Source organism: Rothia sp. SD9660Na (assembly GCF_030064065.1).
In the GTDB taxonomy this organism is placed as follows: domain Bacteria; phylum Actinomycetota; class Actinomycetes; order Actinomycetales; family Micrococcaceae; genus Rothia.
In genome coordinates, this window is the sequence record NZ_CP125946.1 from 1,339,783 (window position 1) to 1,364,897 (window position 25,115).

General features: G+C 59.4%; 17 protein-coding genes. 5 read left to right on the forward strand and 12 right to left on the reverse strand.

Annotated elements, in window-relative coordinates:
- Positions 1 to 249, forward strand: coding sequence for a hypothetical protein (locus tag QM007_RS06505; protein ID WP_283489220.1), 249 nt, complete (start codon positions 1 to 3; stop codon positions 247 to 249).
- 147 nt (positions 250 to 396) lie between these two features.
- Here the strand turns inward: QM007_RS06505 and QM007_RS06510 are convergent, their stop codons facing one another.
- Positions 397 to 2,106, reverse strand: coding sequence for a formate--tetrahydrofolate ligase (locus tag QM007_RS06510; protein WP_283489221.1), 1,710 nt, complete (start codon positions 2,104 to 2,106; stop codon positions 397 to 399).
- Positions 2,107 to 2,344: 238 nt separating this feature from the next.
- On the opposite strand from QM007_RS06510, the gene QM007_RS06515 reads away from it, so the two are divergent.
- Positions 2,345 to 3,853 carry an L-lactate MFS transporter gene (locus QM007_RS06515; protein WP_283489222.1) on the forward strand — a complete coding sequence of 503 codons (1,509 nt, stop codon included), beginning with the start codon at positions 2,345 to 2,347 and terminating at the stop codon, positions 3,851 to 3,853.
- A 48-nt stretch (positions 3,854 to 3,901) separates the two neighbouring features.
- Here QM007_RS06515 and QM007_RS06520 read toward each other — a convergent pair whose 3' ends face one another.
- The 3 genes from QM007_RS06520 to QM007_RS06530 form a co-directional block, all read right to left on the reverse strand.
- Positions 3,902 to 4,531, reverse strand: coding sequence for a cation diffusion facilitator family transporter (locus tag QM007_RS06520; RefSeq protein WP_283489223.1), 630 nt, complete (start codon positions 4,529 to 4,531; stop codon positions 3,902 to 3,904).
- A gap of 65 nt (positions 4,532 to 4,596) precedes the next feature.
- Positions 4,597 to 6,339, reverse strand: a complete 1,743-nt coding sequence (locus QM007_RS06525; RefSeq protein ID WP_283489224.1) for an ABC transporter ATP-binding protein — start codon at positions 6,337 to 6,339, stop codon at positions 4,597 to 4,599.
- The gene (locus tag QM007_RS06530; RefSeq protein WP_283489225.1) at positions 6,332 to 7,981 is read right to left on the reverse strand and encodes an ABC transporter transmembrane domain-containing protein; all 1,650 of its coding nucleotides are present in this window, start codon (positions 7,979 to 7,981) and stop codon (positions 6,332 to 6,334) included. The genes QM007_RS06525 and QM007_RS06530 overlap by 8 nt, the downstream gene beginning before the upstream one ends.
- A 344-nt stretch (positions 7,982 to 8,325) precedes the next feature.
- On the opposite strand from QM007_RS06530, the gene QM007_RS06535 reads away from it, so the two are divergent.
- Both QM007_RS06535 and QM007_RS06540 read left to right on the forward strand, forming a co-directional pair.
- Entirely contained in the window at positions 8,326 to 10,929 is a 2,604-nt protein-coding gene (locus QM007_RS06535; RefSeq protein WP_283489226.1) for a DEAD/DEAH box helicase, read from the forward strand.
- Positions 10,930 to 11,158: 229 nt separating this feature from the next.
- Complete coding sequence (locus tag QM007_RS06540) at positions 11,159 to 12,571, forward strand: alpha/beta fold hydrolase (protein ID WP_283489227.1); 1,413 nt, start codon at positions 11,159 to 11,161, stop codon at positions 12,569 to 12,571.
- A 106-nt stretch (positions 12,572 to 12,677) separates the two neighbouring features.
- On the opposite strand, the gene QM007_RS06545 is transcribed toward QM007_RS06540, so the two are convergent.
- The 6 genes from QM007_RS06545 to coaE all read right to left on the reverse strand — a co-directional run bounded on the left by QM007_RS06545 (position 12,678) and on the right by coaE (position 20,843).
- Entirely contained in the window at positions 12,678 to 13,067 is a 390-nt protein-coding gene (locus tag QM007_RS06545; RefSeq protein WP_283489228.1) for an SdpI family protein, read from the reverse strand.
- Positions 13,068 to 13,273: 206 nt separating this feature from the next.
- Positions 13,274 to 14,470, reverse strand: coding sequence for a TerC family protein (locus QM007_RS06550; protein WP_283489229.1), 1,197 nt, complete (start codon positions 14,468 to 14,470; stop codon positions 13,274 to 13,276).
- Positions 14,471 to 14,632: 162 nt separating this feature from the next.
- The gene (locus QM007_RS06555) at positions 14,633 to 15,841 is read right to left on the reverse strand and encodes an MFS transporter (protein WP_283489230.1); all 1,209 of its coding nucleotides are present in this window, start codon (positions 15,839 to 15,841) and stop codon (positions 14,633 to 14,635) included.
- A 91-nt stretch (positions 15,842 to 15,932) separates the two neighbouring features.
- Positions 15,933 to 18,077: an excinuclease ABC subunit UvrB gene (gene uvrB / locus QM007_RS06560; RefSeq protein WP_283489231.1), complete on the reverse strand. Its 2,145-nt coding sequence runs from the start codon at positions 18,075 to 18,077 to the stop codon at positions 15,933 to 15,935.
- Positions 18,078 to 18,162: 85 nt separating this feature from the next.
- Positions 18,163 to 19,995: a BCCT family transporter gene (locus tag QM007_RS06565; RefSeq protein WP_283489232.1), complete on the reverse strand. Its 1,833-nt coding sequence runs from the start codon at positions 19,993 to 19,995 to the stop codon at positions 18,163 to 18,165.
- Positions 19,996 to 20,225: 230 nt separating this feature from the next.
- Complete coding sequence (gene coaE, locus QM007_RS06570) at positions 20,226 to 20,843, reverse strand: dephospho-CoA kinase (RefSeq protein WP_283489233.1); 618 nt, start codon at positions 20,841 to 20,843, stop codon at positions 20,226 to 20,228.
- An 87-nt stretch (positions 20,844 to 20,930) separates the two neighbouring features.
- Between coaE and QM007_RS06575 the strand changes: the two genes are divergently transcribed.
- A complete protein-coding gene (locus tag QM007_RS06575; RefSeq protein WP_283489234.1) occupies positions 20,931 to 21,620 on the forward strand; it encodes an IMPACT family protein in 690 nt (229 codons plus the stop codon).
- Here the strand turns inward: QM007_RS06575 and QM007_RS06580 are convergent.
- Positions 21,617 to 23,233 (reverse strand): inorganic phosphate transporter, encoded by a 1,617-nt coding sequence (locus QM007_RS06580; RefSeq protein ID WP_502949049.1) that lies wholly within the window; start codon positions 23,231 to 23,233, stop codon positions 21,617 to 21,619. The genes QM007_RS06575 and QM007_RS06580 overlap by 4 nt on opposite strands.
- 328 nt (positions 23,234 to 23,561) lie before the next feature.
- Positions 23,562 to 25,022, reverse strand: coding sequence for a 30S ribosomal protein S1 (rpsA, locus tag QM007_RS06585; protein WP_185173001.1), 1,461 nt, complete (start codon positions 25,020 to 25,022; stop codon positions 23,562 to 23,564).
- Positions 25,023 to 25,115 lie beyond the last annotated feature (93 nt).

A 25,115-nucleotide genomic window follows, 5' to 3' on the forward strand; every position in this document is an offset into this window, starting at 1 on the left:
ATGATTGTGCATAACAGCGCTGAGATTGATACGGCCGGGCAGCTGGTGGTTTGCCCATCCATGCCTAAGACTCCAGATCTTGAAGCCCTGCCGGCTCATATGAAGGAGGTGGGTGTTCCCGAGTTCATTGGCGGCCCTGAGAATACCGATGAGGTGCTGGCTGAGTTTACCGAGTTCGACTGCGCGGTCTTGCCCGCAACCGGCACCGATATCACGACATCTTTCGACGCTTCGAAGGTTTTCAACTGACCTGCTGGTCATTGACATTACCGGTGACCACGCCCCCCGAACAGCAGTAACCTCGCGCTTAAGGAACTAGGTACCATCTACATCAGAAAAACCCACCAGTCACGTGGGTTTTTCTGATGTAGATGGTACCTACCTGTTTAAGGCGATTTAGAAGAGACCGACCATGGTGCCATTCTCGTCAAAGCCAATGCGCTCGGCAGCCGGGGACTTAGCCAGACCCGGCATGGTACGCATGGTGCCGCAGATGGCGTACACATAACCGGCGCCTGCTGCCAGGCGCACCTCGCGCACCGGCAGGGTCCAACCGGTCGGAGCACCCTTCAGCGAGGCATCAGCCGAGATGGACAGGTGGGTCTTGGCAATGACAACCGGCAGCTTGCCGTAGCCCATCTCTTCGTAGCGAGCCAGCTGCTTAGCCGCAGCGGGGGCGACCTCAATGCCGTCCGCCCCGTAGACCTTGGTGGCAACCTTCTCAATCTTGGTGGTCAGACTGTCGCCGTCCTCGTAGGTGTAGGTCAGCTCGCTCACGTCATCGCAAGCTGCGGCGACGGCATCCGCCAGCTCAGTCACGCCCTTACCGCCCTCGGCAACGCCGCGGTGAATCGCCACACGAGCGCCAGCCTCCTCGGCAATGCGGCGAATTGTCTCGTGTTCTGACTCGAAATCGGTGGGGAAGGCATTGATAGCAACCACCGGCTGCACGCCGAAGGAGCGCACAATCTCGATGTGCTTGAGCAGGTTAGCGGCACCTGCCTCGACGTCCTCGATGTTCTCGGCCAGCAGGCCCTCGGGCAGGGGCTTGCCGGGCACAATCTTGTAGCGGCCAGAGTGAGACTTGAGAGAGCGGACGGTAACCACCAGGACGGCGGCGTCCGGCTTGAGACCGGAGACACGGCACTTGACGTTGAAGAAACGCTCCGCGCCCATGTCAGCTCCGAAACCTGCCTCGGTAATCACGTAATCGGCATGCTCAAGACCAACGTAGTCAGCGACGACCGAGGAGTTACCGGTGGCGATGTTACCGAAGGGGCCCGCGTGAATCAGTGCGGGGGTCTTCTCAAGGGTCTGAAGCAGGTTAGGGTTGATGGCGTCCGCCAGGATGACAGCCATAGCACCGTCAGCCTTGAGGTCGGCTGCGGTCACGGGGTCGCCGTCCACATTGAGGCCAATCACGATCTTGGCCAGGCGCTCCTGAAGGTCGGCGAAGCTGGTGGAGAGCGAGAGAATCACCATGATTTCGCTGGCTGAGGTGATGTCGAAGCCGGTTTCACGGGGCACGCCGTCCATGCGCTCGCCCAAACCAATCACCACGTTGCGCAGGGCGCGGTCGTTCATATCGATGACGCGGCGCCAGGTAATGGCGCGGGTGTCGATGCGCAGCTCGTTACCGTGGTGCAGATGGTTGTCGATCATGGCAGCGAGCAGGTTGTGGGCTGCGGTCACGGCGTGGAAGTCGCCGGTCAGGTGCAGGTTGAGCTTCTCCATGGGGACAATCTGGGAGTAGCCGCCACCCGCTGCGCCACCCTTAATGCCGAAGGTGGGCCCCATGGAAGGCTGCCGCAGGGTCAGCATGGCCTTACGACCGGTTGCTGCCATACCCTGGGCTAGGGAGACCGAGGTTGCGGTCTTACCCTCACCGAGAGGGGTGGGGGTAACGGCCGTGACCACGATGTACTTGGACCCGCGAGCTAGGGCCTTTTCTGCGGTGGTGTCGTCGGTCAGCTGCACCTTGGCAACGTACTTGCCGTAGGGCTCCAGGCGATCTTCGTTGATTCCTGATGCTGAAGCGATCTCGGTAATCGGCTGCAGGGTCGCTGCCTGGGCGATTTCGAGGTCTGAGGGGAAGGGCTTGCTCATACTGTGAACTTCCTTGTTAACTAGCTTATCTGCCATCTTCCAGTCTAGTGCCCTGAGTCATGTTTTGCAGTTTCAGCTCCCTCAAAACACCTCAAGGAATACTCAAAATGAAACAAGACCCTTTGAGCGCACCACAACTATGGTGAGCAGCACAATTCAGACCCCGGTGTGGGATAATGTAGAGCGCATCATCAGACAGTATCTAAGCCCTCAGGCACACATTTCAGAGGAACACTTCATGTCAGTTCTTGATAGGTCAGCCATCATCGCGCCCGTCACTTTTAACCGCTGGTTCATGGCACCAGCTGCACTTGCCATCCATCTCTGCATTGGGCAGGTCTACGCCTGGTCAGTTTTCAAGACCCAGCTGGTCACCCACTTTGACTCTACCGAAACCGCAGTGGGATGGGTCTTCTCTCTCGCAATCGCCATGCTGGGTATCTCAGCGGCTATCGGTGGCACCTGGGTAGAGCGGGTTGGCCCTCGTAAGTCAATGCTGACCGCAGGAACCTGCTGGGTTCTAGGTTTTCTCATCGCGTCTCTCGGCGTGACCACCAACCAGCTGTGGCTAGTTTTCCTGGGCTACGGCGCACTCGGCGGCGTCGGTCTGGGTCTGGGCTACATTTCCCCGGTATCGACTCTCATGAAGTGGTTCCCTGACCGCCCGGGTATGGCCACCGGGCTTGCCATCATGGGTTTCGGCGGCGGTGCGCTCATCGCTTCTCCCGTATCGGCCCAGCTTATGGAGCTCTTTTCAGGTTCAGCTGAGAAAACCGAACAGGCATCAGCGCTCGTCCCCTCATTCTTGGTTCTCGCGGCCTCCTACACCCTCGTTATTCTGCTCGGTGCCTTTGTGATCAGGGTTCCCCATCCCGATTGGAAGCCTAGTGGCTTCGACCCATCTCAGCAGAAGCCCAACACCATGCGCACCGACAAAAACGTCACCGCAGCTCAGGCTATCCGCACTCCCCAGTTCTGGCTGCTCTGGACGGTCCTATTCACCAACGTCACCGCCGGTATCGGTCTGCTTGAATCAGCCTCCCCTATGATTCAGTCCTACTTCCCCATCTCCGCAGCGGCTGCAGCGGGCTTCGTCGGCCTACTCTCACTGGCCAATATGGGTGGCCGCTTCATCTGGTCCTCTACCTCAGACATCATCGGCCGCAAGAATATTTACGTGATGTACCTGGGCGTAGGCCTAGCCCTCTACATCACCTGGGCCCTCTTCGGTAATGTCAGCCTGGTGCTCTTTATCGCCACCGCCTTCATCATCATCTCCTTCTACGGCGGCGGCTTTGCCACTATCCCGGCCTATCTGCGCGATATGTTTGGTACCCTGCAGGTCGGTGCTATCCATGGCCGCCTGCTGACCGCCTGGTCAGCTGCGGGTATTGCTGGCCCCCTCATCGTCAACCTGGTTCAAGACACAGTACGCAACGGTAACCCCGATGCCGCTGGCGCCGAGCTCTACCAGCCCTCCCTCTTCATCATGGTGGGCGTGCTGGCAGTTGGTTTCATCGCTAACCTACTGGTCAAGCCGGTCCATGAAAAGCACCATGCCTCAGAGAAGGACATGGCCAAGCTGGCAGGCCACGGGAAGCTGGGCACCGCTGACCAGCAGGTTGAGGTCAACGCCGGTGGCCCGCTCCACACCCTGGCAGCCTGGGCCCTGACCCTACTCGTCACAAGCGGCCTCATCTATGGCCTGGCCCAGACAGTCATTCGCTCCCTGGCGCTCTTTAGTTAGAGATAAACCCCTGCCCTGGTAGCTTCCTGCGTAACTCGTCGCAGAGCTTTAGTCGTCGTCAAAATCGCCGGCTAAAGCCTTAGCTGCCAGGGCTTCTTCGTGGGCAGTTTCCCAGACCTCTTTGGCAGCGCCCAGGTTGAGTACTAGAATCAGGGCACCGAGCACCAGATCGGGCCAGCCGGTGCCAACAAGGGCAGTTGCCCCAGCCATGAGAATAATGGCTAGGTTAATGGCAACGTCGTTGCGGGCGGCAAGAAAGGCAGCCTGAGTGAGCGACCCCGCACCGGTGCGGAAGCGAGCCAGAATAAGAGTGCAGATCAGGTTAACCACCACAGCGCCACCCGCGGTAACGAAGAGGGTAAACGCATCGGGGGCGTCCGGATTCGGGAATTTTGCCGCAATCTGCCAGACTGCGGCCAGGGCCGGGAGCAGGATAATCACAGCGGACGCCTTGCCCGCCCTCGCCTGCCAGGTCAGCGACCAGCCTAGGGCGATAGCAATGAGGGAATTGACGGCGAAGTCTTCAAAAAAATCCACGCTGTCTGCCAGGAGGCTCACTGAGCCGATTGCCAGAGCGATGGCCCCTTCAACAAAGAAATAGGCCAGGTTGAGACCGGCAACGACGAGGACTGCTCGGCGTAACTGGCCGGGATCTGCTGGGGTCTTAGTTAAACTCATGAGTCTAGACTAGCAACGAGCATCCCACCCAGTCTATGCGTGGGGTGCTGATGATGTACCTCAGTTTAGGCTCGTGCAAAGATGTGCTCCGGTTTACCTTCAGCTACCAGCTCACCGTCCTCAAGGAGCACAGCCCTATCAGCCAGTGAGGCGATGCGGGCGTCATGGGAGATGATGATGACGGCCCGGCCCTGCATCACCGCGGTCAGGGACTGGCGGGCGTCCGCCAATTCCAGCTGGGTGGTTGATTCATCCAGGATTACCGCGTGGGGGTTAGCCGCCACGATGCGGGCTAGACCCAGCTGCTGAACCTGGTCGCGGGTGAGTTCCGCAGAGACCCCGCCCACCTGACTCTCCAGCCCCTCGGGCAGGTCATCAACCCAGGTGGCACCCACTGTCCGCAGGGCGGTGAGCATCTGTTCGGCACTAGCGTCAGGGGCTGCCACGGTCATGTTCTCGGCCAGGGAGCCAACAAAGACGTGGGCCTCCTGGGTGCAGATGAGCAGGGCGGGGCGTCCGCTGGCATCAGGCTGGGTGGGGTACAAACCGTTGCCCACCAGCTGACTACCGACCTGCACGGTGCCGCTATCTGCGGTAAGTGACCCGGCAATCAGGCGAGCCAGGGTAGTCTTGCCCGAGCCGGAGCGTCCTACCAGAGCAAGGCTCTCCCCCGCCGCCAGCTGCAGATCTACGCCCTTAATCACGGGGGCGTCCGGGTCGTACCCGTAGGTCACGCCCTGTAGGTCGATGACCGGGGCGGACGCACCTCCTTCAGCCAGCTGCGCCGGGGCAGGCACCTGCCCAGCGGCACGGCGGGCCTGCTGCTGGTTCGACAGGTCGATGACGCCAAAGACGCGACCCATGGTGACGGTCATTTCGCGCAGACGGTCAAGCCAGAAGGTGAAAATATCCGAGTTGACCCGCATGGTGAAGAGCATGATAGAGGCGGTGGCAACGTCGCCCCAGGTCGCCCAGCCCTGCTCCACGCAGTAGGCGCCCCAGACCATGGAGAGCACCAGGGGTAGGAATGAGTTGAAGGCATCAACTGCCCAGAAGATGGAGCGCACCACGACCATGCGGTCGCTGACCTCAAAGGTTTTCCAGATACGCTCATCCTGCACCCGGGTACGGGCCTCCCTAATCCCCAGCTCTTCAACGGTCCCAGCGCCGCGAATGTTTTCGGTTGCCACAACGGTCAGGTCGCTGACCGCCTCGGTCTTTTCCCGGGTGAGCGTGGCAATCCGTGGTAGGAAAATCGAGAGCACGATGGTCATCACGATAAACATGGGCACGGTCACCAGGCCGATTGCCGGGTTCACAGTGAAGATGGTAGCTGCGGTAATCAGCATGTAGACGCTGATATGGGCGAATTCCGGCAGGCCAGTGGCCAGTACCTGGCGCACGCTATCGACGTCATCGGTCAGGCGGGCAACCAGGTCGCCGGAGCCGGCGTCCTCAACGGTTTGGGCGTCCAGCTGCAGGGAGGCCCCCACCAGGTCAATGCCCAGGTCGCGATTGAGGCGCACGCCCATTTTCTGGCCCTGGAAGGTCCAGGCACGGGCCAACAGGGCACCGGCGACCACAGCAAGGCCAATAACCGCCAGCTCTGCCCAGGGGTAGCCGGTCAGCTGCCCGGTAGTGGCCCGGTCAATCAACTGGCCCACCATAATGGGGGTCACCAGGGTAGCTACGGAGCTAGCCACAAACAAAACCACCAGCCAAACCAGCTGCCAGGGAGTTTTGAGAATCGAGAGGGCCAGCAGCCGCCAAGTAGTCTTACCGTCGGTAATGGGGAGGAGGTTAGCCACGGGCCTCACCTGCTTTCAGTCGTCGCTCAACCTCCATGGTGGTTGAGACCAGGTAAATTTGGCGGATGTGTTCGAGAGGGCCGGGCTGGCCCGTATAGGTTTCGAGCTGGTTCAAGATGAACTTCTGGCTGGGTTCATCCACCGAGTTCAGCGGTTCGGTGAGCACCAGCACGGACGCCGGCTGGGCCAGCGCCCGGGCCAGGGCCAGGCGCTGCCGCTGGCCACCAGAGAGGTTGGTGCCCTCTGAGGCCAACGTGCTGGCCAGGTAGTTTTCGGGGTCGCGGCCACCGAGTCGGAAGGCGATTTCTTCGGAGTCGGTGAGCTTCAGCAGCTCAATCATGCGCTCCCGGCTCAACCCGGCAGTGCCCATCTGCAGGTGGTCAGCCAGGGAGCCGGCAAAAATCATGGGGTTGGGTTCCGAAAGAAGCACACGCTCATCCCCGGTGAGGACGCCCGCCACCCGCTCCCCGCCCGTGGCAGGTTGAGTTTGGCGTAGGGCTTCGGTCAGAGCTTCGGCGTAGCCCTGGGCTGGCAACCCGGCTTCGCGCGGGTTGATGTAGTGCACCGGGGCGCTGGCCCGGGGAACATCAACCAGAACCTGCCCTGCTGCGGCGCTGGTCGCCGGGGCGGGGGCGTCCTTGCTCTCTACCTGAGAGTTAGCCTCAACCTCGGCTGCAAGTCTATCTACGCGCTTGAGGGCAACACGGGCATTGCGCCAGGAGAAGAGCAACATTTCCACTGACCAGATGGGCCCGGTCAGGGTGTTAATTAGGCCAACCACCGTGACCAGCTGGCCAGCGGGAACCTCAGTAATCCAGGTACCCTCGGGTGCGGCCCCGCGTAGGGCGAGCGCAATGACCACCCAGGTCACGGTTCCCACCAGCAGGTTGCGCACCGCATACGACCAGGTCTGCACGCTCTCTAGACGAATCTGGGAGGTGTAGACGTCCTGGGCTGTTGCCCCGTAGCGGTCCATCATGCGGCGCTGGGCACCCAGGCCTAGAATGGTGCGAATCGAGGAGGCTACGTCAGAGGCGCGGGAGGTAGATACCCCCACCTTGTCGCGGAAGACGTCCGCGTGCTTCTCAAGTAGCTTGGAAATCCAGGTGAGGGTCAGCATGGTCAGGATCAAGCCGCCTAAACTCACCACAGCAATCACCGGGCTAATGCGCCACAGCTGCCAGGTTCCCAGGGCAGTCACGCCCACCGCAGAAAAGGCCAGAATCATAGGCTGCCACATCTGGGCCATGGAGCGGGCGTCCTTGTTCAAGATCGCAATGAGGGCGCCGGTATCACGGTTAGAGCTGCGGGACATCAGGCTGGCAATGTAGAGGCGCCAGTCCCGTTCGATGCGGGCCACCACCCTAAAGGTGATACCCCACCCCACGAACTCAACGACCGACAGGTAAACCACCACACCCACCAGCAACCAGACCAGCCGCCAGGCACCTGCCTCATCGCCTGAGGTATGCAGATCAATAATCGACCCCACCAGAACCGGCAGGAAGACCAGGGCGAGGGAGGTCAGAATATCGAGGGGGAAGGGCAGAAAGAAGAGGGGTCGCCAGCGGAAGCCCGGCGGGGCAATACGGAACTTAACTTTTTCTTTAGGCGTCTTTGTCTCGTCAGTCATCTCAGCCATCGGGCTACTCTTTCAGCGTGTGCGTGCGGGTGTGCAGGTCGTGTGTGAGGGAAAACCCGCAGGGCATAAAAATACCTACCGGGTTCGCTTGCCCCGATAGGTGTGTCTACGTCAGGTTATCGTACTCGTCTAACCGGCAGTCGGGCTAGAAGCGAGCGCACCATTGATGTGTCTACCCACGGGGAGGCTGTTGAAGGGAATAGGTCGATTATTCATTTCGTGGGCCTCCTTTCGTGAGCTAGATACGCGGTTAAGTTCTGCCCTTTACCTTAGAACACTTTGGGCAGGTTTGACAAGCGTCACACCCGCCTTTGTCTTGACCGGTCTATTAAACTAGAAGAACCATGAAGATTCTTCCCTTTCTCTCCCCCTCTTTAGCCGATAACAGCAAGCCCTACTTCCGTGGCGATTTTGCCTCTAACCCGCTCACGGGCGATGAAGCCTACGAAGCCTTCCTGTCCTGGATCGAGGCTCGCGGTATGCGGCTCTACCCTGCTCAGGACGAAGCCGTGCTTGACTTGGCTGCGGGCAGCAACGTCATTTTGGCGACCCCCACCGGGTCGGGCAAGTCTACCGTTGCTATTGCTGCCCACTTCATGGGTCTAGCAACCGGCCAGCGTTCCTACTACACCGCCCCTATTAAGGCCCTGGTGTCTGAAAAGTTCTTTGATCTCTGTGAGATTTTTGGGGCTGAAAACGTGGGCATGGTGACCGGCGATTCCTCCATTAACGCCGATGCCCCCATTGTCTGCTGTACCGCCGAGATTCTCGCCAACATTGTGTTGCGTGAGGGTGAAGGGGCTGATCTGACCCAGGTGGTCATGGATGAGTTCCATTTCTACTCTGACCCCCAGCGTGGCTGGGCCTGGCAGGCCCCCCTGCTAGATCTGCCCCAGGCCCAGTTCCTGCTCATGAGCGCGACCCTGGGCGACACCAGCCGCTTTGAACGGGAGCTGACCGAGCTAACCGGCCGCCAGACGTCCTTGGTCACCAGCGAAACCCGCCCTATCCCCCTCAACTACACCTATTCCCGTGAGCCCCTGGTGGAGAAGGTCGATGAGCTGGTGAGCACCCATCAGGCTCCGGTTTACATTGTGCATTTCTCCCAGCTACAGGCCATTGATACTGCCGCTTCGCTCATGAGCCTGGCCATTGCGTCGAAGGAAGACAAGGAGCGGATTAACGAGCTGACCGCAGGCTTCCGCTACTCGGCGGGCTTCGGTAAGCAGCTGCAAAAATACATTAAGAACGGCATCGGCATCCATCATGCTGGCATGCTACCCAAGTACCGCCGCCTGGTGGAGCAGCTAGCCCAAGCGGGCCTGCTCAAGGTGATTTGCGGTACCGATACGCTGGGTGTGGGTATTAACGTCCCCATCCGCACGGTGCTCGTAACTGCCCTTTCCAAGTTTGACGGGCAGCGCACCCGCCGCCTGAAGTCCCGTGAGTTCCACCAGATTGCAGGACGCGCGGGCAGGGCTGGCTTTGATACCGCCGGTTACGTGGTGGTCCAGGCTCCCGAACACGAAATTGAGAACGACCGGCTTGAAGCCAAAGCCCGGGAGAAGTTCAACGGGGACGAGAAGAAGATGGCCCAGTCACTGCGGGGTAAAAAGAAGAAGCCCCCGCAGGGTTTTGTGGCCTGGAGCGACAAGACTTTCGAGCAGATTATTGCCGCAGAACCCGAGCCGCTGACCTCGTCCTTCCAGATGACCCACTCCATGATGCTCAATATGCTACAGCGCGAGGCTGACCCCTTTGAGACCGTCATGCTCTTCCTCACCGCCAACCACGAGCCACCGATTAAGCAGCGTGCCCTCAAGCGCAAGGCGATTGGCATCTACCGGGAGCTTCTCAACGGGGGCGTGGTGGAGCGCCTGCCGGAGCCCGACGAGTTTGGCCGCACCGTGCGCCTGACCGTCTCGCTGCAGGAGAACTTCGCCCTGAACCAGCCGCTCTCCCCCTTCGCGCTGGCTTCGCTGTCTCTGCTCGATAAGGAGTCGGAGTCCTACGCTCTCGATGCTGTCTCGGTGATTGAGTCCACCCTGGAAAAGCCCCGCCAGGTGCTAATTGGCCAGGAGAAGAAAGCCAAGAGTGAGGCCCTGGCCGAGATGAAGGCTGAGGGGCTGGACTACAACGAACGTATGGCTGAGCTCGACAAAATCACCTACCCCCAGCCCCTGGCTGACCTGCTAGAACAGGCCTTTGAGACCTACTCGGCGGGCGCTCCCTTTATGAAGGAGTTTGAGGTAGAGCCCAAGAGTGTGGTGCGCGATATGTATGAGCGGGCTATGGGCTTTGGCGACTACATCCAGTTCTACGGGCTGGAGCGCTCCGAGGGCATTCTGCTGCGCTACCTGTCGGACGCTTATAAGGCCCTGCGCCAGACCGTGCCCCTATCTGCCCTAACCGATGAGCTGACCGATGTGATTGAGTGGCTGGGCGAGGTTATCCGCCAGACCGACTCATCCCTGGTGGACGAGTGGGAGCGCCTGGCTGCCGGTGAGGAAGGCACCCCGGTTCAGGACTCTCTTGAAGAGCTCGTTGCCGAGTCGGCTTCCAAGGTGACGAGCAACGTCCGCGCCTTTAAGGTGATGGTGCGTAACGCGATGTTTCGCCGGGTGGAGCTTTTTGCGGATGAACGCGACCGCCTGCTGGGCGAGCTGGACGGCGAGCGCTCGGGCTGGGATGCCGACCGCTGGGCCGAGGCCATGGACGATTACTTTGAGGAGTATGAGGATATCTATACGGACGCCGAGGCCCGCTCCCCGCGCCTGATTGAGATTGACGACGACACGGCGGCTCACCCCGGGGTCTGGAAGGTCCGCCAGGTCTTTGCCGACCCCGACGACAACCACGATTTCGGGATTGTCGCCCGGGTCGACCTGGACGCCTCAGATGAGGAAGGCGCGCCGGTGGTGCTGATTGAGAGCGTGGGGGCTTTCTAGAATCCTCTCACCCCACCCACTAGGGACCAGATTCCTACCGAAATCCTTATGGAGAAGGCATACTATCGGGAGTTTTCTGGTCCCTACTGTGTGAGTGGAAAGGTTGAGGGGTGCCCTCTTCTAAAGCGGTCACATTAGAACTTCTTACGCACCACCTCAGAACCCGCACGGGGAAGCTAGGGTAGCCTATCGGTAGAAGAAAGACCTGATTTGTGTGCAAAGGAGCCCCATGCCTACCCACCCACACCTGCCCCAGCCGACCCACCGCGTCGGCGCCACCCACACCATTGAGTCCCTCAAGCTCATTGACCACTGGTTCACCGTGCCCCTGACCCACGGGCTGATCTACGGCAAGGGCGAGGCAGCTGCTCTGGACTCCCGCTTTGCCAACCAGACCATCACCGTCTTCGCCCGCGAAGTCATCGACACCTCTGACACCCTGACCACCCCCGTCGATGAGCGCCCCTACATGGTCTACCTGCAGGGCGGCCCCGGCGGCAAGAGCCCCCGCCCTATCTCTGAAGGCGGCTGGGTCCAGGAACTTGCCAAGACCCACCGCCTGATTCTGCTAGACCAACGCGGCACCGGCAATTCCACCCCGCTTTCTGCCCGCGTCATCACCGCCCAAGGCAGCCCCGAGGTACAGGCTGAGTTCTGTGAGCTCTTCCGCGCCGATTCCATCATTGCCGACGCCGAGGTCGTCCGCGAATTCCTCCTGGCCGATCGCCAAGATAAGCGCTGGTCGACCATGGGCCAGAGCTTCGGCGGCTTCCTCACCCTCTCCTACCTCTCCTTCGCCCCCGAGTCCATCAAGGATTCCCGCATGACTGCCGGGCTTGCCCCCATCCGCTCCCACGTGGATGACGTCTACCGCTCCACCCTCAACCGTATGAAGGAGCGCACCGAGGAATACTACGGCTGGTACCCCGAAGATCAGGACCTGGCCGTCCGGATCAGTGAGCACCTGGCCAAGAACGAAGAATACATGCCCACCGGCGAGCGCCTCACCCCGCACCGTTTCCAGATGCTGGGCAATATTTTGGGCGGTAACGGCCGGGCTAGGGGTCTGCACTATGTCCTGGAATCAGCTTTCGCTGAATCGGAAAGCTGGCTCTCTGACCAGTTCCTGACGGAGGTCAGCGCCCAGGTCAGCTTCCAGGCTAGCCCCCTCTACGGCCTGCTCCACGAGACAATTTATGCGGACGGTCCCGCCCAAGATTTGGGGGGCACCTCGCCGTCCGCTTCGCCGACCAACTGGTCGGCTGCCCGCATGTACGCTGAGCGCCCGGATTTTGCCGAGGACGCCTCTCCCCTGCTGCTGACCGGTGAGCATATCTTCCCCTGGTATTACGAGGAGGACCCGGCTCTGCGTCCGCTGGCTGAGGTTGCCCAGTTGCTGGCTGAGAAGAAGGACTGGGGCCGTCTCTACGACCACGACCAGCTGGCCCGCAACGAGGTGCCCCTGGTTGCAGCGGCCTACGTGCCCGATGTGTACGTGGATTACGCCCACTCGATGAAGACCGCCAAGTTTGTGGGGAACACCCGTGTGTGGACGTCCAAGACTCACCATCACGACGGCCTGGGCGCTGACAGCCCCCTGATTCTGGGCCATCTGAAGAATCTGCTGGCTGATATGCGCTAGGTTTTTATCTGAACAATAGAGCATCGGCGTGCTGACCCTAATACTAGGGTCAGCACGCCGATGCTCTAGTTTAAACCTGCGGCGCTTTTCAAGGTTGCAGGCGTTTCTATGCCTGAGAATCCTCTTTTACTCGCTGGTGAGCCTCGTTAGCAGCGTTAGCAGCCGTGGTAGCGGTAGCAATCAGCATTCCGATAATGGGAAGAAGTAGGAATGCTAGACCGATGGGCATAATAGGCGCATTTTCCATAGAGAGAGCAAGGACAAGGATGACAACGGCCCCGGCTAGTTGAACCCAGGCACAGGCTCGCAGGGTAGGGGCAATCGCGCTATGGGCCGCATACCAGGCAGCATCTGACTGCATGGTTGCTGCGGTGCGAATTCCTACCAGGCCGTTACGGCTCAGGGTACCGGCTGCACCCATGCGAGCTATGGCCATAAAGAGCCCACCCAGGAGCAGGAGGCTAAAGACCAGGGGAAGGTACTCGGCTGCAGACATGGAAGCTCCATCCCAGGGCAGGAATATAGGTTAAGGTCTATTCTACTCAAACCAGTTGCCCATCTCTAGGGTAATAGTTTTTATGGCGCCCCTCCCCCAGGTATAGAAAGACCGCTGGCCCCTTCCCTCTCGGGATGGGGCCAGCGGTCGTGAAGCCGGGGCGGGCGTCCGCACCCCTAGTTCTTGGGGCGGACGCCTACCGCCGGTTAGGCGCTGCGCTCGGCGTGAGCGGTGCGGGCACGACGTACCAGGTCCTGGTACTCGTTCTCAGACTCAATCAGCTCGTCGCGGTACTTCTGCGGAATCTCGCGGGACTTAGCAACCTGCTCATCCAGCTGACGCTGAATCTCAGCACGCTCAGCCTCGGAGGTATCGGCGGGCAGGTTCAGGTACTTCTCAGACAGGGTCTGAACCTTCTGGATAGTAGCCAGGGCTTTGCCCTTGGGTGAGAGCAGGGATGCAAGCACGGTCACAATCAGGACGCCGACGATAACGGTGAGTGAGAAACCGATGGTTACTTCAACAACGTGAACGGGCTGGCCGTCATTGATGAAGGGTAGGGTGTTCTCGTGCAGAGCGTGCAGCAGCAGCTTCACACCGATGAAGGCCAGGATGATGGACAGGCCCCATGAGAGGTAGATGAGGCGGTCCAGTAGGCCGTCAATCAGGAAGTAGAGCTGACGCAGACCCATCAGTGAGAAGGCGGTTGCGGTGAAGACAATGTAGGCTTCCTGGGTCAGACCAAAGATCGCGGGTATGGAGTCCAGGGCGAAGAGGATGTCGGTACCACCGATAGCTACCATGACCAGCAGCATGGGGGTCATGACCTTCTTGCCGTTTTCTACGGTGAAGAGCTTGTCGCCGTCGTAGTAGTCAACGGTGTTGAACATCTTCTTAGCAAGACGCACCACAATGTTGTTGGCTTCGTCTTCTTCTTCCTTATCGGTGATTTCACCCTTGATGAGGTTACCGGCGGTGTAAATCAGAATCAGACCGAAGAGGTAGAAGACCCAGCTCCAACGCTCAATTGCGGCGGCGCCGAGGAAGATGAAGACGGTACGGGCAATGATCGCGAAGATAATACCGAAGAGTAGAACCTTTTGCTGGTCCTCACGCGGCACGCGGAAGGAGGCCATGATAATCAAGAAGACGAAGAGGTTATCAACGCTCAAAGCCTTCTCGGTGATGTAGCCGCCGTAGTATTCGGCGGCAAACTGGGTGCCGTCCCAGAAGAGGATGACCAAGCCAAAGAGCAGAGCGATACCCACGTAGACGGCTGACCAGATCGCGGCCTCTTTGATGGTGGGTTCGTGTGCTTTACGCACGTGGAAGAAGAAGTCATAAGCAAGCAGTGCCAGGATGAACGCAATCGTTACACCCCACTGCAACCCAGTGATATGCATTGGGAGCCTTTCTTGTGGTTGGGGTTTGCCAAAATCCACAAGTCTCTCCCACCACCTTATAAGTGGTTTCCTGCCCCGGTTGGGCGCCTTCGATCAACGTGCTGACGACACAGGAATTAGTGGGATACTCCCTTGCTCGGTCTACAACTATAACCCATCTTCTTACTTTTGAACAGATGAGCGGGCATCCCTCAGGCCGAGCAACAGGGCACAGGCCAGCAGAAGGACGGCCGCGCTCGTCCAGGCGGCGGTAAAGCTAGTTGCCTGCGCTGCGGCTCCGATAGCTAGAGAGCCCAGCCCGGTTCCCACATCAAAGTGGGAGTTCCAGGCGACCGAGGCGCGCTGGGTAGCGTCCGGCCCACCGGCGTCCGTCAGAGCGCGCACCATGGTGACTGACTGTAGGAAGCCGTAGCCAAAGCCAATGAGCGTTGCCCCGGTCAAGAGGAAGATGATAGAAGGCAGGCTTGCACCATTGACCCAGCTAACCAACGCCACGCCGAGAGCACTGAGTGCCAGGACGGGTGCCATGAGCAGGCGGGTGCCGAAACGGTCGGTCAGTGAGCCCCCGTACAGGCGGGTGGGAGTTGCCAGGGCACACAGTAGCAGCAGGGCACCGGTTGCCAGGGTGGCAGTGGGGGCGATTTCGGTAGAGAAGGTCATGAAAGCACCGCCAACGCTGGTGACCAGAGTGAGCGTCAGCAGGGCAGGCCAGATGCGGGCAATTATGGTGGCTGTTGAGGTGACAGGGGCGGGTTCGCTCCCCTGCTGCCCGCTGCGCTGTTCGTCCATAAAGTGATCAACCAGTCGCCCCAGCTGTAGGGCAAAAGGTGCTGCGATGGCGGCGATTGCTCCGGCCGATATCACCGAACGGTAACCGAAGGTTTCAAGAGCCCAGGGGGCAACGGGTGTGAAGAAGAGCTGGGACCCTGCCGCTGCCAGCCCGTAGAGCCCCACCGCCCGACCGCGGAATTCGACCGGAATGAGGTAGGACATAGCTGATGAACAGCAGACAGTGACGATACCGAAGCCGATACCGCGCAACCCAGATGTAATCAGGACGTTGAGCAGGTCGGGGCTGAGAGCCTGCAGCAGGGAGGGTAAGCCCATAAAGAGGGTACCCACCGGCAGCACGAGCGCCCAGGAGAAGCGGCGGGTGAGGGCGGGGACGCTGAACTGGGTCGCTACGGTGACAGCCATGAGCACCGCGTTGGTGGCCCCTGCGCCCAGAGAGCCAGCCCCACCTGCTAGTGCCCAGGCAGGTGACGCTGGCAGGAGGATGGAGAGGCTACAGATGGTCAGCCCGAAGGTGAGCAGAATCTGGGGCATGCCCGGCATACGGGCAACACTGGGGCGCTCGATTTTCTGGCTCATGGGACCTCCCGGGGTGGTTCTGACGCAAACTGCACCAGTCTACACCAATGCCACAGGCCGGTGAAGTGCCGTGAAAAACTCTTCTCTTGTTCTAGGCATGCCCAGCTTCCTGCATAGCGCGTAGCTCCTTCTTCAGGTCGGCAATTTCGTCGCGCAAGCGCCCAGCCAGCTCGAACTTGAGCTCTTCAGCAGCCTGCATCATCTGGGCGTGCATCTCTTCAATCAGCCCCAGTAGGTCTTCGGCAGGAGCTGCCGCAAGGCCGTCCTGACGTACCCTGGCTTCTGCCTTCTTGAACAGTTCCTCAGCTTCGGGGCTGGTTGCAGCGTACTTGGTGCCCTTCTTGACCGGGGCAAGCTTACCCGAGGCTCCCTTGCGGGTGGCAAGGAGCTCTGCGGTGTCTTCTGACTCGCGGGCCAGGGCATCGGTGATGTCGGCAATTTTCTTGCGCAGGGGCTGGGGGTCGATGCCGTGCTCGCGGTTGTAGGCCTGCTGGATCTCGCGGCGGCGGTTGGTTTCGTCGATGGCAGTGCGCATGGAATCGGTGATTTTATCGGCGTACATGTGCACCTGCCCGCCCACGTTACGGGCGGCTCGGCCGATGGTCTGAATCAGGGAGGTGGTGGAACGCAAGAAGCCCTGCTTATCGGCATCCAGTATTGCGACCAGGGAGACCTCAGGAAGGTCCAGGCCCTCACGCAGCAGGTTGATGCCCACCAGTACATCAAAGACGCCCTGGCGCAGTTCGCTGAGCAGCTCCACTCGGCGCAGGGTATCAACGTCGGAGTGCAGGTACTGTACCTTGACCCCGTGTTCCAACAGGTAGTCGGTCAGATCTTCTGCCATACGTTTGGTCAGGGTGGTGACCAGCACGCGCTCGTCGCGCTCTACCCGCAAACGGATCTCTTCGAGCAGGTCGTCGATCTGCCCCTCGGTCGGCTTGACCACAATTTCGGGGTCGACCAGGCCGGTGGGGCGAATAATCTGCTCAACAACCCCGTCTGCCTGGGACAGTTCGTATTTACCGGGGGTAGCTGAGAGGTAGACGGTCTGGCCGATACGGTCGAGAAATTCCTCCCATTTGAGGGGTCGGTTGTCCATGGCTGAGGGCAGGCGGAAGCCGTGCTCGACCAGGGTGCGCTTGCGGCTCATATCCCCCTCAAACATAGCCCCAATCTGGGGAATGGTCACGTGGGATTCATCAACGATGAGCAGGAAGTCATCGGGGAAGTAGTCCAGCAGACAGTGCGGGGCTGTGCCGCGAGCGCGTCCGTCAATATGGCTGGAGTAGTTTTCGATGCCGTTGCAGAAGCCCATCTGCTCCATCATCTCAAGGTCATACTGGGTGCGCATGCGCAGGCGTTGGGCTTCAACGAGCTTGTTTTGCGATTCGAGTTCTTGCAGGCGGTCGCGTAGCTCGTCCTCGATGGACGCAATGGCTCGGGCCATGCGTTCAGCGCCAGCGACGTAGTGAGAGGCCGGGAAGACGTACATTTCGGTTTCTTCGCGGATGACGTCGCCGGTGAGCGGGTGCAGGGTGTAGATAGCTTCGATTTCGTCGCCGAAGAACTCGATACGGATCGCGTTTTCTTCGTACATGGGGATGATTTCGACGGTATCGCCGCGCACGCGGAAGGTGCCGCGGTGGAAGTCTAGGTCGTTGCGGGCATACTGCATGGAAACGAACCGGTGCAGCAGCTCGTCCCGGTCGATTTCTTCGCCCTGGCGCAGGGTCACCATCTGGGCAACGTATTCTTCGGGGGTACCCAGGCCGTAAATGCAGGAGACGGTAGCAACCACCACAACGTCGCGGCGGGTCAGCAGGGAGTTGGTGGCGGAGTGGCGCAGGCGTTCGACTTCTTCGTTGATGGAGGAGTCTTTTTCGATGAAAGTATCGGTTTGCGGCACGTAGGCTTCAGGCTGGTAGTAGTCGTAGTAGGAAACGAAGTACTCAACAGCGTTGTTGGGCAGCAGTTCGCGCAGTTCGTTGGCAAGCTGGGCAGCCAGGGTCTTGTTTTGCACCATAACCAGGGTGGGGCGCTGGACGGCCTCGATGAGCCAGGCAGACGTTGCAGATTTACCGGTGCCGGTGGCACCCATGAGAACGATGTCTTTTTCACCGTTCTGGACGCGTTCGGTCAGCTCCGCGATTGCCTTGGGCTGGTCGCCGGCTGGCTGGTATTCAGAGATAACTTCAAAGGGGGCGACAACGCGGTTGATTTCCTGGGCAAGACTCATACCCCCTACCCTACCGAAAAACCCCCGACGAAACTAGAACATATGTACTAGTTTCATCGGGGGCTAACAAGCGGTCGCTCAGACCTTACTTCTTCGGGTCGATGTCGGAAGCGGGCAGGTCACCGGTTACTACAGCGGTATGGGTGCCCTGCTCTTCAGCCGGCTTTGAGGCAGCCTTCTTAGCGGCGGCGTCCTCAGCAATGTCTTCGGCTGTTACTACGGGAATCTGACCGGTGTTGGGCACCAGCCCCTCAAATTCTGGTTCGGTACCCAGCTCGTATTCGGGGCGGATGGTGACTTCTTCAATCGATGAGAAGTCCTCCTGAGCACGGCGGTGGTATTCCTCGATGGGGATAACCTGCTTCCACTGGCGGGTGCGCATGGGAGGCAGCTCACCGGCGTCCTCGCGCAGGGCGCGCACCAGCATCCACATCTGCATGAAGCCAATAAGCCAGACCGGGAAGCCGATCACAATAATGACGTTCTGCAAGGCGGTCAGGCCATTATCGCCTGCCGCTACCAGGATGGAAGCCGATACAATGCCGATTGAAGCGGCCCAGAAGATACGCTGCTTGACGGGGGCCGGGTCCTCATGGCCATTGGCAATCGCGTCCATCACCAGAGCAGCTGAGTCGATGGAGGTAATAAAGAAGATGGTGATGACCACCAGGGTCACCGCAGCGACCACCTGGTAGAGGGGGAAGTGGCCCAGGAACTCAAAGAGGGCAGCGGGAATATCCCCCTGCTCTACGACGGTATGCACCAGAGTTCCGTTTTCGTTGCGCTCAATATTGAAGGCGCTCAGACCAAAGACACCCACCCACATCAGGGTAAAGGTGGTGGGGGCAGCCAGCACGCCGACCACAAACTGGCGGATCGTGCGCCCCTGAGAAATCTTGGCAATAAAGAGGCCTACGAAGGGTGCCCAGGTAACGGTCCACGCCCAGTAGAAAACGGTCCAGGACCCAATCCAACCGGTATCGGCAAAGGCGTCATTGAAGAGCATCATCACGGGTAGCTTCTGCAGGAAGTAGCCAGCTGACTCAATAGTACCCAGGGTGACGAAGCGGGTCGCTCCGGTCATCAGGATAAAGAGCATCAGGGCAATGGCCAGCAGAATGTTGATGTAGGACAGACGCTTAACGCCCTTATCGAGCCCCATCATGACGGAAGTAATACCGGCTGCGGTAATCACAGCGACGATCGCTGCCTGGATCCAGCCGCCCAGGGGCACGCCGTACATGATGCCCATACCCGAGTTAATCTGCAGGGCACCCAGGCCTACCGAAACAGCGATGCCGAAGACGGTAGAAACGATGGCCACCGAGTCGATGGTCTTGCCGATGGGGCCGTGGATGCGCTCGCCCAGCAGGGGCTGGAAAATGGAGGAAACGCGCGGGGGTAGCTTACGCTTGTAGGTGAAGTAACCGAAGGCTAGGGCTGGGATGGTGAGAATAATCCAGACGCCCAGACCAATGTGCCAGTTAGCAATAGCAAGAGCTTCAAGCGCTGCGTGGTCTGACTGGGGCTCTACCCCGTCGTAGGGCGGGTTGGCGTAGTGGGTGATAGGCTCTGCAGCACCCCAGAAGAGCAGGACGGCGCCCACACCGGCAGCAAAGAGCATACCGAACCAGGCCAGGCCGGAGTACTCGGGTTCAGCGTCATCTTCACCGATCTTGATGCGGCCAAAGCGGCTCATGGCCATGTAAATCAAAAAGAAAAAGAAGATGGCAATACCCAGGGTGTAGACCCAGCCCAGGTAGGTGATGATGAAATCTGAAATCACTCCGATACCGTTAGACATGGCCGTTGGGAAGGCCGTCATGAGGAGGGTGAAGACGATAATAAAGAGTGCAGATGAGAAGAAAATGACAGGGCTAGTTCGCAGCCCCAGTCTGTCGTGTAGCTTGTTCAGCACAGGATTATCCCGGTGGAAGTAAGGGTGTAACCATGCGGGCCCCTTGTATCCACCGCCCGCACGGCGGCTACCCGGTCTCTGGGCAACATATCAATAATAAGCGGGCTTGGGGTCGATTTCCAGGTGATAGCTAACCGGTTGATTTTACTAACGGACGCCGTTCTCAACTGTTTCCAGTGGTCACACAGCACTTCTTTAGACTTATAGTTCAATTTCCTGCTGCATAAATTTTATTCATCACCAGAACCCGCTGTGATGTTGGTAAACACCTCGCGTACCTGCGCAGCAGTGCTCTCTAAACTTCCCGAATTATCAATGACCCAGGTAGAAATGGCCCGGCGCTGCTCGTCACTGGCCTGCGCAGCAATGCGAGCGCGGGCGTCCGCCTCACTCATACCGCGCACCTCAACCAGGCGGCGCAGCCGCTCCCCGTGCTGCGTCTCAACAACAATCACCGCATCAAAGTCTGCTGCCTGGCCTGTCTCGGCCAGCAGGGGGATATCCTCAACAATGACGGCCCCCTCCCCCAGCTTCTGCACCGCCGCCTCACGCTGCCGCGCGGCTTTAGCCCGCACCGCCGGGTGCACGATGGCGTTCAGCTTTGCACGGGCAGACTCGTCCGCAAAGACCAGGGCCGCCAGGGCAGCCCGATCAAGCTCCCCGGTAGGGGTCAAAATACCCTCGCCAAAGGCGCGGACGGTCGCCTCCAGCACCTCCTGCCCCGGCTCCATCAGCTGCCGGGAGATAGCATCGGCGTCAATCAGCACAGCCCCACACTCCACCAGCATCTTCGCCACCGTCGACTTACCCGACCCGATACCGCCGGTCAGACCAATTCTCGCAACCACAGGCGTCCTTTCGTCTCTGGGCACCGGGTACGGTGCCCGCTCCCACCAGCCTACGCGCCGCTACCACCGCACACTAGAATAGACACCATGACTGATGAAACCCGCGCTAACCGCTATACCGTACTCGCCAGCCGAGACCAAACCCGGCACCAGCTAGACATTAAGCGCAGCGAATTCATCGGCTATGTCCAGCGCGTGGAAACTGAAGAAGAGGCCCGCGCTTTTATTGAGTGCAAGCGCAAGGCCTACCACGACGCCCGCCATGTCTGTTCTGCTTTTATCATTGGGGCAGACCGGCAGATTCAGCGCTCCAACGACGACGGCGAGCCTGCTGGCACCGCGGGAATCCCCATGCTCCAGGCCCTACTGGCCCGTCGCACCGAAGGGCGCGACGGTGAAACCACCGACCTCTCAGATATTTGTGCTGTAGTGGTGCGCTACTTTGGCGGCATCAAGCTGGGGGCTGGCGGCTTGGTGCGTGCCTATACGGACGCAGTCGTCGCCACGCTGGACGCCGCTCCCCTCGTTCCCCGCGAACGCCTGCGACTGGGTACCGTCACCGCTTCCCACGCCGAAGCCGGACGCTTCGAAAATGACCTACGAGCTCTCGGCTATACAGTACTGGGTACCGACTACACAGCCAGCGGCGCCGAGATCACCCTGGGAGTATTTGACGACCGCACCGCCCTCACACATACAGAAAAGGCCCTGGCCGAGCTGACAGCCGGCGCAGGGCACATTTCGTGGGGTCAAACCCAGTGGGTGGATCTAGCCTAGAAGATTGCTGAAATAGCCAGCACACCTACTGAGCCGATAGCGGCTGAAATAGGCAGGGTAATAACCCAGGCCAAGGCGATGGGACGCATGAGCTTCCAGTTAGCTGAGCGGTTGACGATACCGACACCCAGAACCGCACCGATCAGAATGTGGGTGGACGATACGGGCAGACCCAAAACCGAGGCAGCCATGACCACGCCGGCAGCAGCAAGCTCTGCCGCAAAACCTGACGAGGGGTGCATCTTGGTCAAGCCGTGGCCAACAGTAGCAATGACGTTACGGCCAACGAACCAGAGACCAACAATCAGGGCAACACCGAAAGTAACCAGGGCAGGCATGGGCACAACAGCCTCTTCACCGATGGCGCCGGTTCTGAGAACATCAAGAATAGCGACAAAGGGGCCGATAGCGTTCGCGATATCGTTAGCACCGTGGCTGAAGGCGAAGGCAGCTGCGGTGAAGACCTGCAACCAGGCAAAGATAGTGAAGGTGGCGCGGGAGAGCTCCTGCTTCTGCAGACTGCGGGCAAAGACCGAAACGCTCACCCAGGCAATGGCTGCGACCATGACCATAATCATGACGTTGCCCATGGTTGATATACCCAGCTCAAGGTTGTCCAGACCCTTGAAGAGCAGCATGGCAGCAATCAGGGCTGCACCGAAGGCAGCCAAGATGGGAACGTAGATTTCGAGGGCACGGTGTGAGTCAGCACGCTTGGCCTTCATGTCGAGTTTGTGTACCTGACGGTAGTACTCACTCTCAGGCGCCTCGGGGTCAAGCTTCTTGAGCTTGAACTTCTTCTTACGCAGCATGGCGTTAGCGTAGGCGTCCGCCTGTAGGTCGGTAATACGCTGAACACCAACGTGGGGGGTGTGGGCTGCGCGCTCTTCTTCCTGGTGCTTCTTGATTTCGAGCATGGCCGCATCGACCTTCTCGTTGTAGCCCAGGATGTACTTCTTAATGAAGCCAAAGAGCAACCAGGCGAACAGGCCGCCCAAGACCGGTGAAAGAACCCATGAGATAGCGATCTGGCCGATCTTGTTCCACTGAACCATATCCAGGCCGCCCGCGCCGGTGGTGAACCCGGTGGTCAGGGCAGCGCCGACGATACCGCCGATGATGGAGTGGGTGGTGGAGACGGGCCAGCCCATCTTAGTTGCAACCAGCAACCAGATAGCGGCGCCCAGCAGGGCAGCCATCATGATATAGACAAACTGCATGGGGTCCAGGTCGATGGCCCCAAGGTCAACGATGCCTGAACGCACAGTGTCGGTCACAGAGCCGCCAGCGATGACTGCGCCTGAAACCTCAAAGACAGCCGCGATCAGCAGGGCCTGCTTGATGGTCAGGGTACCTGCACCAACGGAGGTTCCGAAAGAGTTAGCGACGTCATTACCGCCGATGTTGAAGGCCATGAAGAGGCCCAGAAGCACAGCAGCAATGAGGACGAAAGTGCGTGATTCCTGGTCAACGTAGTTGAGTGACCAGAGGGTAAAGAGTGTTAGAGAGACGGCCATGAGGCCGCTGAAGGTGAGGTGCCACCATTTGTCGGTGGTATCACGTTGCAAGGCGGGAGTTGCAAGTTGTGAACCCGAATTCGCGCTGGAATTCACGAGTCCCCCTTTGTGGTTGTGTTCATACGGTCTTAGGCAAAATTTGAGCCCTGTTAATAGTCTGGGCAAAAGGTTAACGCAAGGTTAACTATCCCTAGCTTTCGCATGAACTATAGGTATGAGTCTGGGCCTACTCCTAGCCTCCTCAAAAAATTGTCGGGGAAAGCTGAAGGGCCCCTCCCACCCGAAGGTGGAAGGGGCGCCTGTTTGCTGTGGCTAATTCAGAGAATTAGTTGCCGGTCAGCTTCTTGCGGGGATGGAAGCGAAGATTCCGAGCGCGCGAGGAAATAAATCTTCGCTGGAATCGGAACTCCGCTTCCTTCACCTACTAGTTGCCGGTCAGCTTCTTACGGAGTTCCGCAAGTGCCTCATCGGATGCCAGAGTGCCGGTTTCGGCAGGCTTCTCGGATGAGTATGAGGTGGGTGCAGCTTCGGCGGGAGCGGACGCGGGGGCAGCAGCTGCTGCTTCTGCGTCGGCTTCGAGGGCCTTAGCAACCTGTACCTTGTGAGCTTCCCAGCGAGCCTGGGCGTCAGCGTACTGCTGCTCCCATGCTGCACGCTGGGTTTCGAAGCCTTCGAGCCATTCGTTGGTCTCGGGGTCGAAGCCCTCGGGGTACTTGTAGTTGCCTTCCTCGTCGTATTCTGCAGCCATGCCGTAGAGAGCGGGGTCGAACTCGGTGGACTCGGGGTCTACACCTTCGTTGGCCTGCTTCAGTGACAGGGAGATGCGGCGACGGTCGAGGTCGATGTCGATAACCTTGACGAACAGTTCGTCACCAACGGAGACAACCTGCTCTGCCAGGTCCACGTGGCGAACGGCGAGTTCCGAGATGTGGACGAGGCCTTCAATGCCGTCTTCAACGCGAACGAATGCGCCGAAGGGAACGAGCTTGGTGACCTTACCGGGTACAACCTGACCCAGTGCGTGGGTGCGAGCGAATGCCTGCCAGGGATCTTCCTGGGTAGCCTTCAGTGACAGTGAGACGCGCTCACGGTCGTGCTCAACGAGGAGAACCTCAACGGTGACTTCGTCGCCAACTTCGACAACCTCTGATGGGTGGTCGATGTGCTTCCAGGAGAGTTCGGAAACGTGGACGAGACCGTCAACGCCACCGAGGTCAACGAAGGCACCGAAGTTAACGATGGAGGAGACAACGCCGGTACGAACCTGGCCCTTTTCGAGCTGGTTGAGGAAGGTTGAGCGGACCTCTGACTGGGTCTGCTCAAGCCATGCACGGCGTGACAGAACAACGTTGTTGCGGTTCTTGTCGAGCTCGATGATCTTGGCTTCGATTTCCTGGCCGATGTAGGGGGCCAGGTCGCGAACGCGGCGCATTTCGACGAGTGAAGCGGGGAGGAAGCCACGCAGGCCGATGTCGAGGATAAGACCACCCTTGACGACCTCGATGACGGTACCGGTAACGACGCCGTCTTCTTCCTTGACCTTTTCGATGTCGCCCCAGGCGCGCTCGTACTGTGCGCGCTTCTTGGAGAGAATCAGGCGGCCTTCCTTGTCTTCCTTGGTGAGGACGAGAGCTTCAACGGTGTCACCAACAGAAACAACTTCGTCGGGATCTACGTCGTGCTTGATGGAAAGTTCACGTGAGGGGATGACGCCTTCGGTCTTGTAACCGATGTCGAGCAGAACCTCGTCGTGGTCAACCTTGACAACTTCGCCTGAAACGAGATCGCCGTCGTTGAAGTACTTGATGGTTGCGTCGACTGCTGCGAGGAATTCTTCTTCGTTGCCGATGTCGTTGATTGCAACCTGGGGAACGTTGGTGCTCATAGAGAGTAGGGCTCCAATATGGATAGTTTTCTAGGTCAATACAGGCAGGCCCTTACATGCTCCCGCGGTGGAGCCTATGGGCTGCTACGCGGG

What these genes read in the sequence shown, in the direction of transcription:
- QM007_RS06505 (WP_283489220.1), top strand. Translation starts at nt 1, where the DNA reads ATGATTGTGCATAACAGCGCTGAGATTGATACGGCCGGGCAGCTGGTG.
- QM007_RS06510 (WP_283489221.1), bottom strand. Translation starts at nt 2,106, where the DNA reads ATGAGCAAGCCCTTCCCCTCAGACCTCGAAATCGCCCAGGCAGCGACC.
- QM007_RS06515 (WP_283489222.1), top strand. Translation starts at nt 2,345, where the DNA reads ATGTCAGTTCTTGATAGGTCAGCCATCATCGCGCCCGTCACTTTTAAC.
- QM007_RS06520 (WP_283489223.1), bottom strand. Translation starts at nt 4,531, where the DNA reads ATGAGTTTAACTAAGACCCCAGCAGATCCCGGCCAGTTACGCCGAGCA.
- QM007_RS06530 (WP_283489225.1), bottom strand. Translation starts at nt 7,981, where the DNA reads ATGGCTGAGATGACTGACGAGACAAAGACGCCTAAAGAAAAAGTTAAG.
- QM007_RS06535 (WP_283489226.1), top strand. Translation starts at nt 8,326, where the DNA reads ATGAAGATTCTTCCCTTTCTCTCCCCCTCTTTAGCCGATAACAGCAAG.
- QM007_RS06540 (WP_283489227.1), top strand. Translation starts at nt 11,159, where the DNA reads ATGCCTACCCACCCACACCTGCCCCAGCCGACCCACCGCGTCGGCGCC.
- QM007_RS06545 (WP_283489228.1), bottom strand. Translation starts at nt 13,067, where the DNA reads ATGTCTGCAGCCGAGTACCTTCCCCTGGTCTTTAGCCTCCTGCTCCTG.
- QM007_RS06550 (WP_283489229.1), bottom strand. Translation starts at nt 14,470, where the DNA reads ATGCATATCACTGGGTTGCAGTGGGGTGTAACGATTGCGTTCATCCTG.
- QM007_RS06555 (WP_283489230.1), bottom strand. Translation starts at nt 15,841, where the DNA reads ATGAGCCAGAAAATCGAGCGCCCCAGTGTTGCCCGTATGCCGGGCATG.
- uvrB (WP_283489231.1), bottom strand. Translation starts at nt 18,077, where the DNA reads ATGAGTCTTGCCCAGGAAATCAACCGCGTTGTCGCCCCCTTTGAAGTT.
- QM007_RS06575 (WP_283489234.1), top strand. Translation starts at nt 20,931, where the DNA reads ATGACTGATGAAACCCGCGCTAACCGCTATACCGTACTCGCCAGCCGA.
- rpsA (WP_185173001.1), bottom strand. Translation starts at nt 25,022, where the DNA reads ATGAGCACCAACGTTCCCCAGGTTGCAATCAACGACATCGGCAACGAA.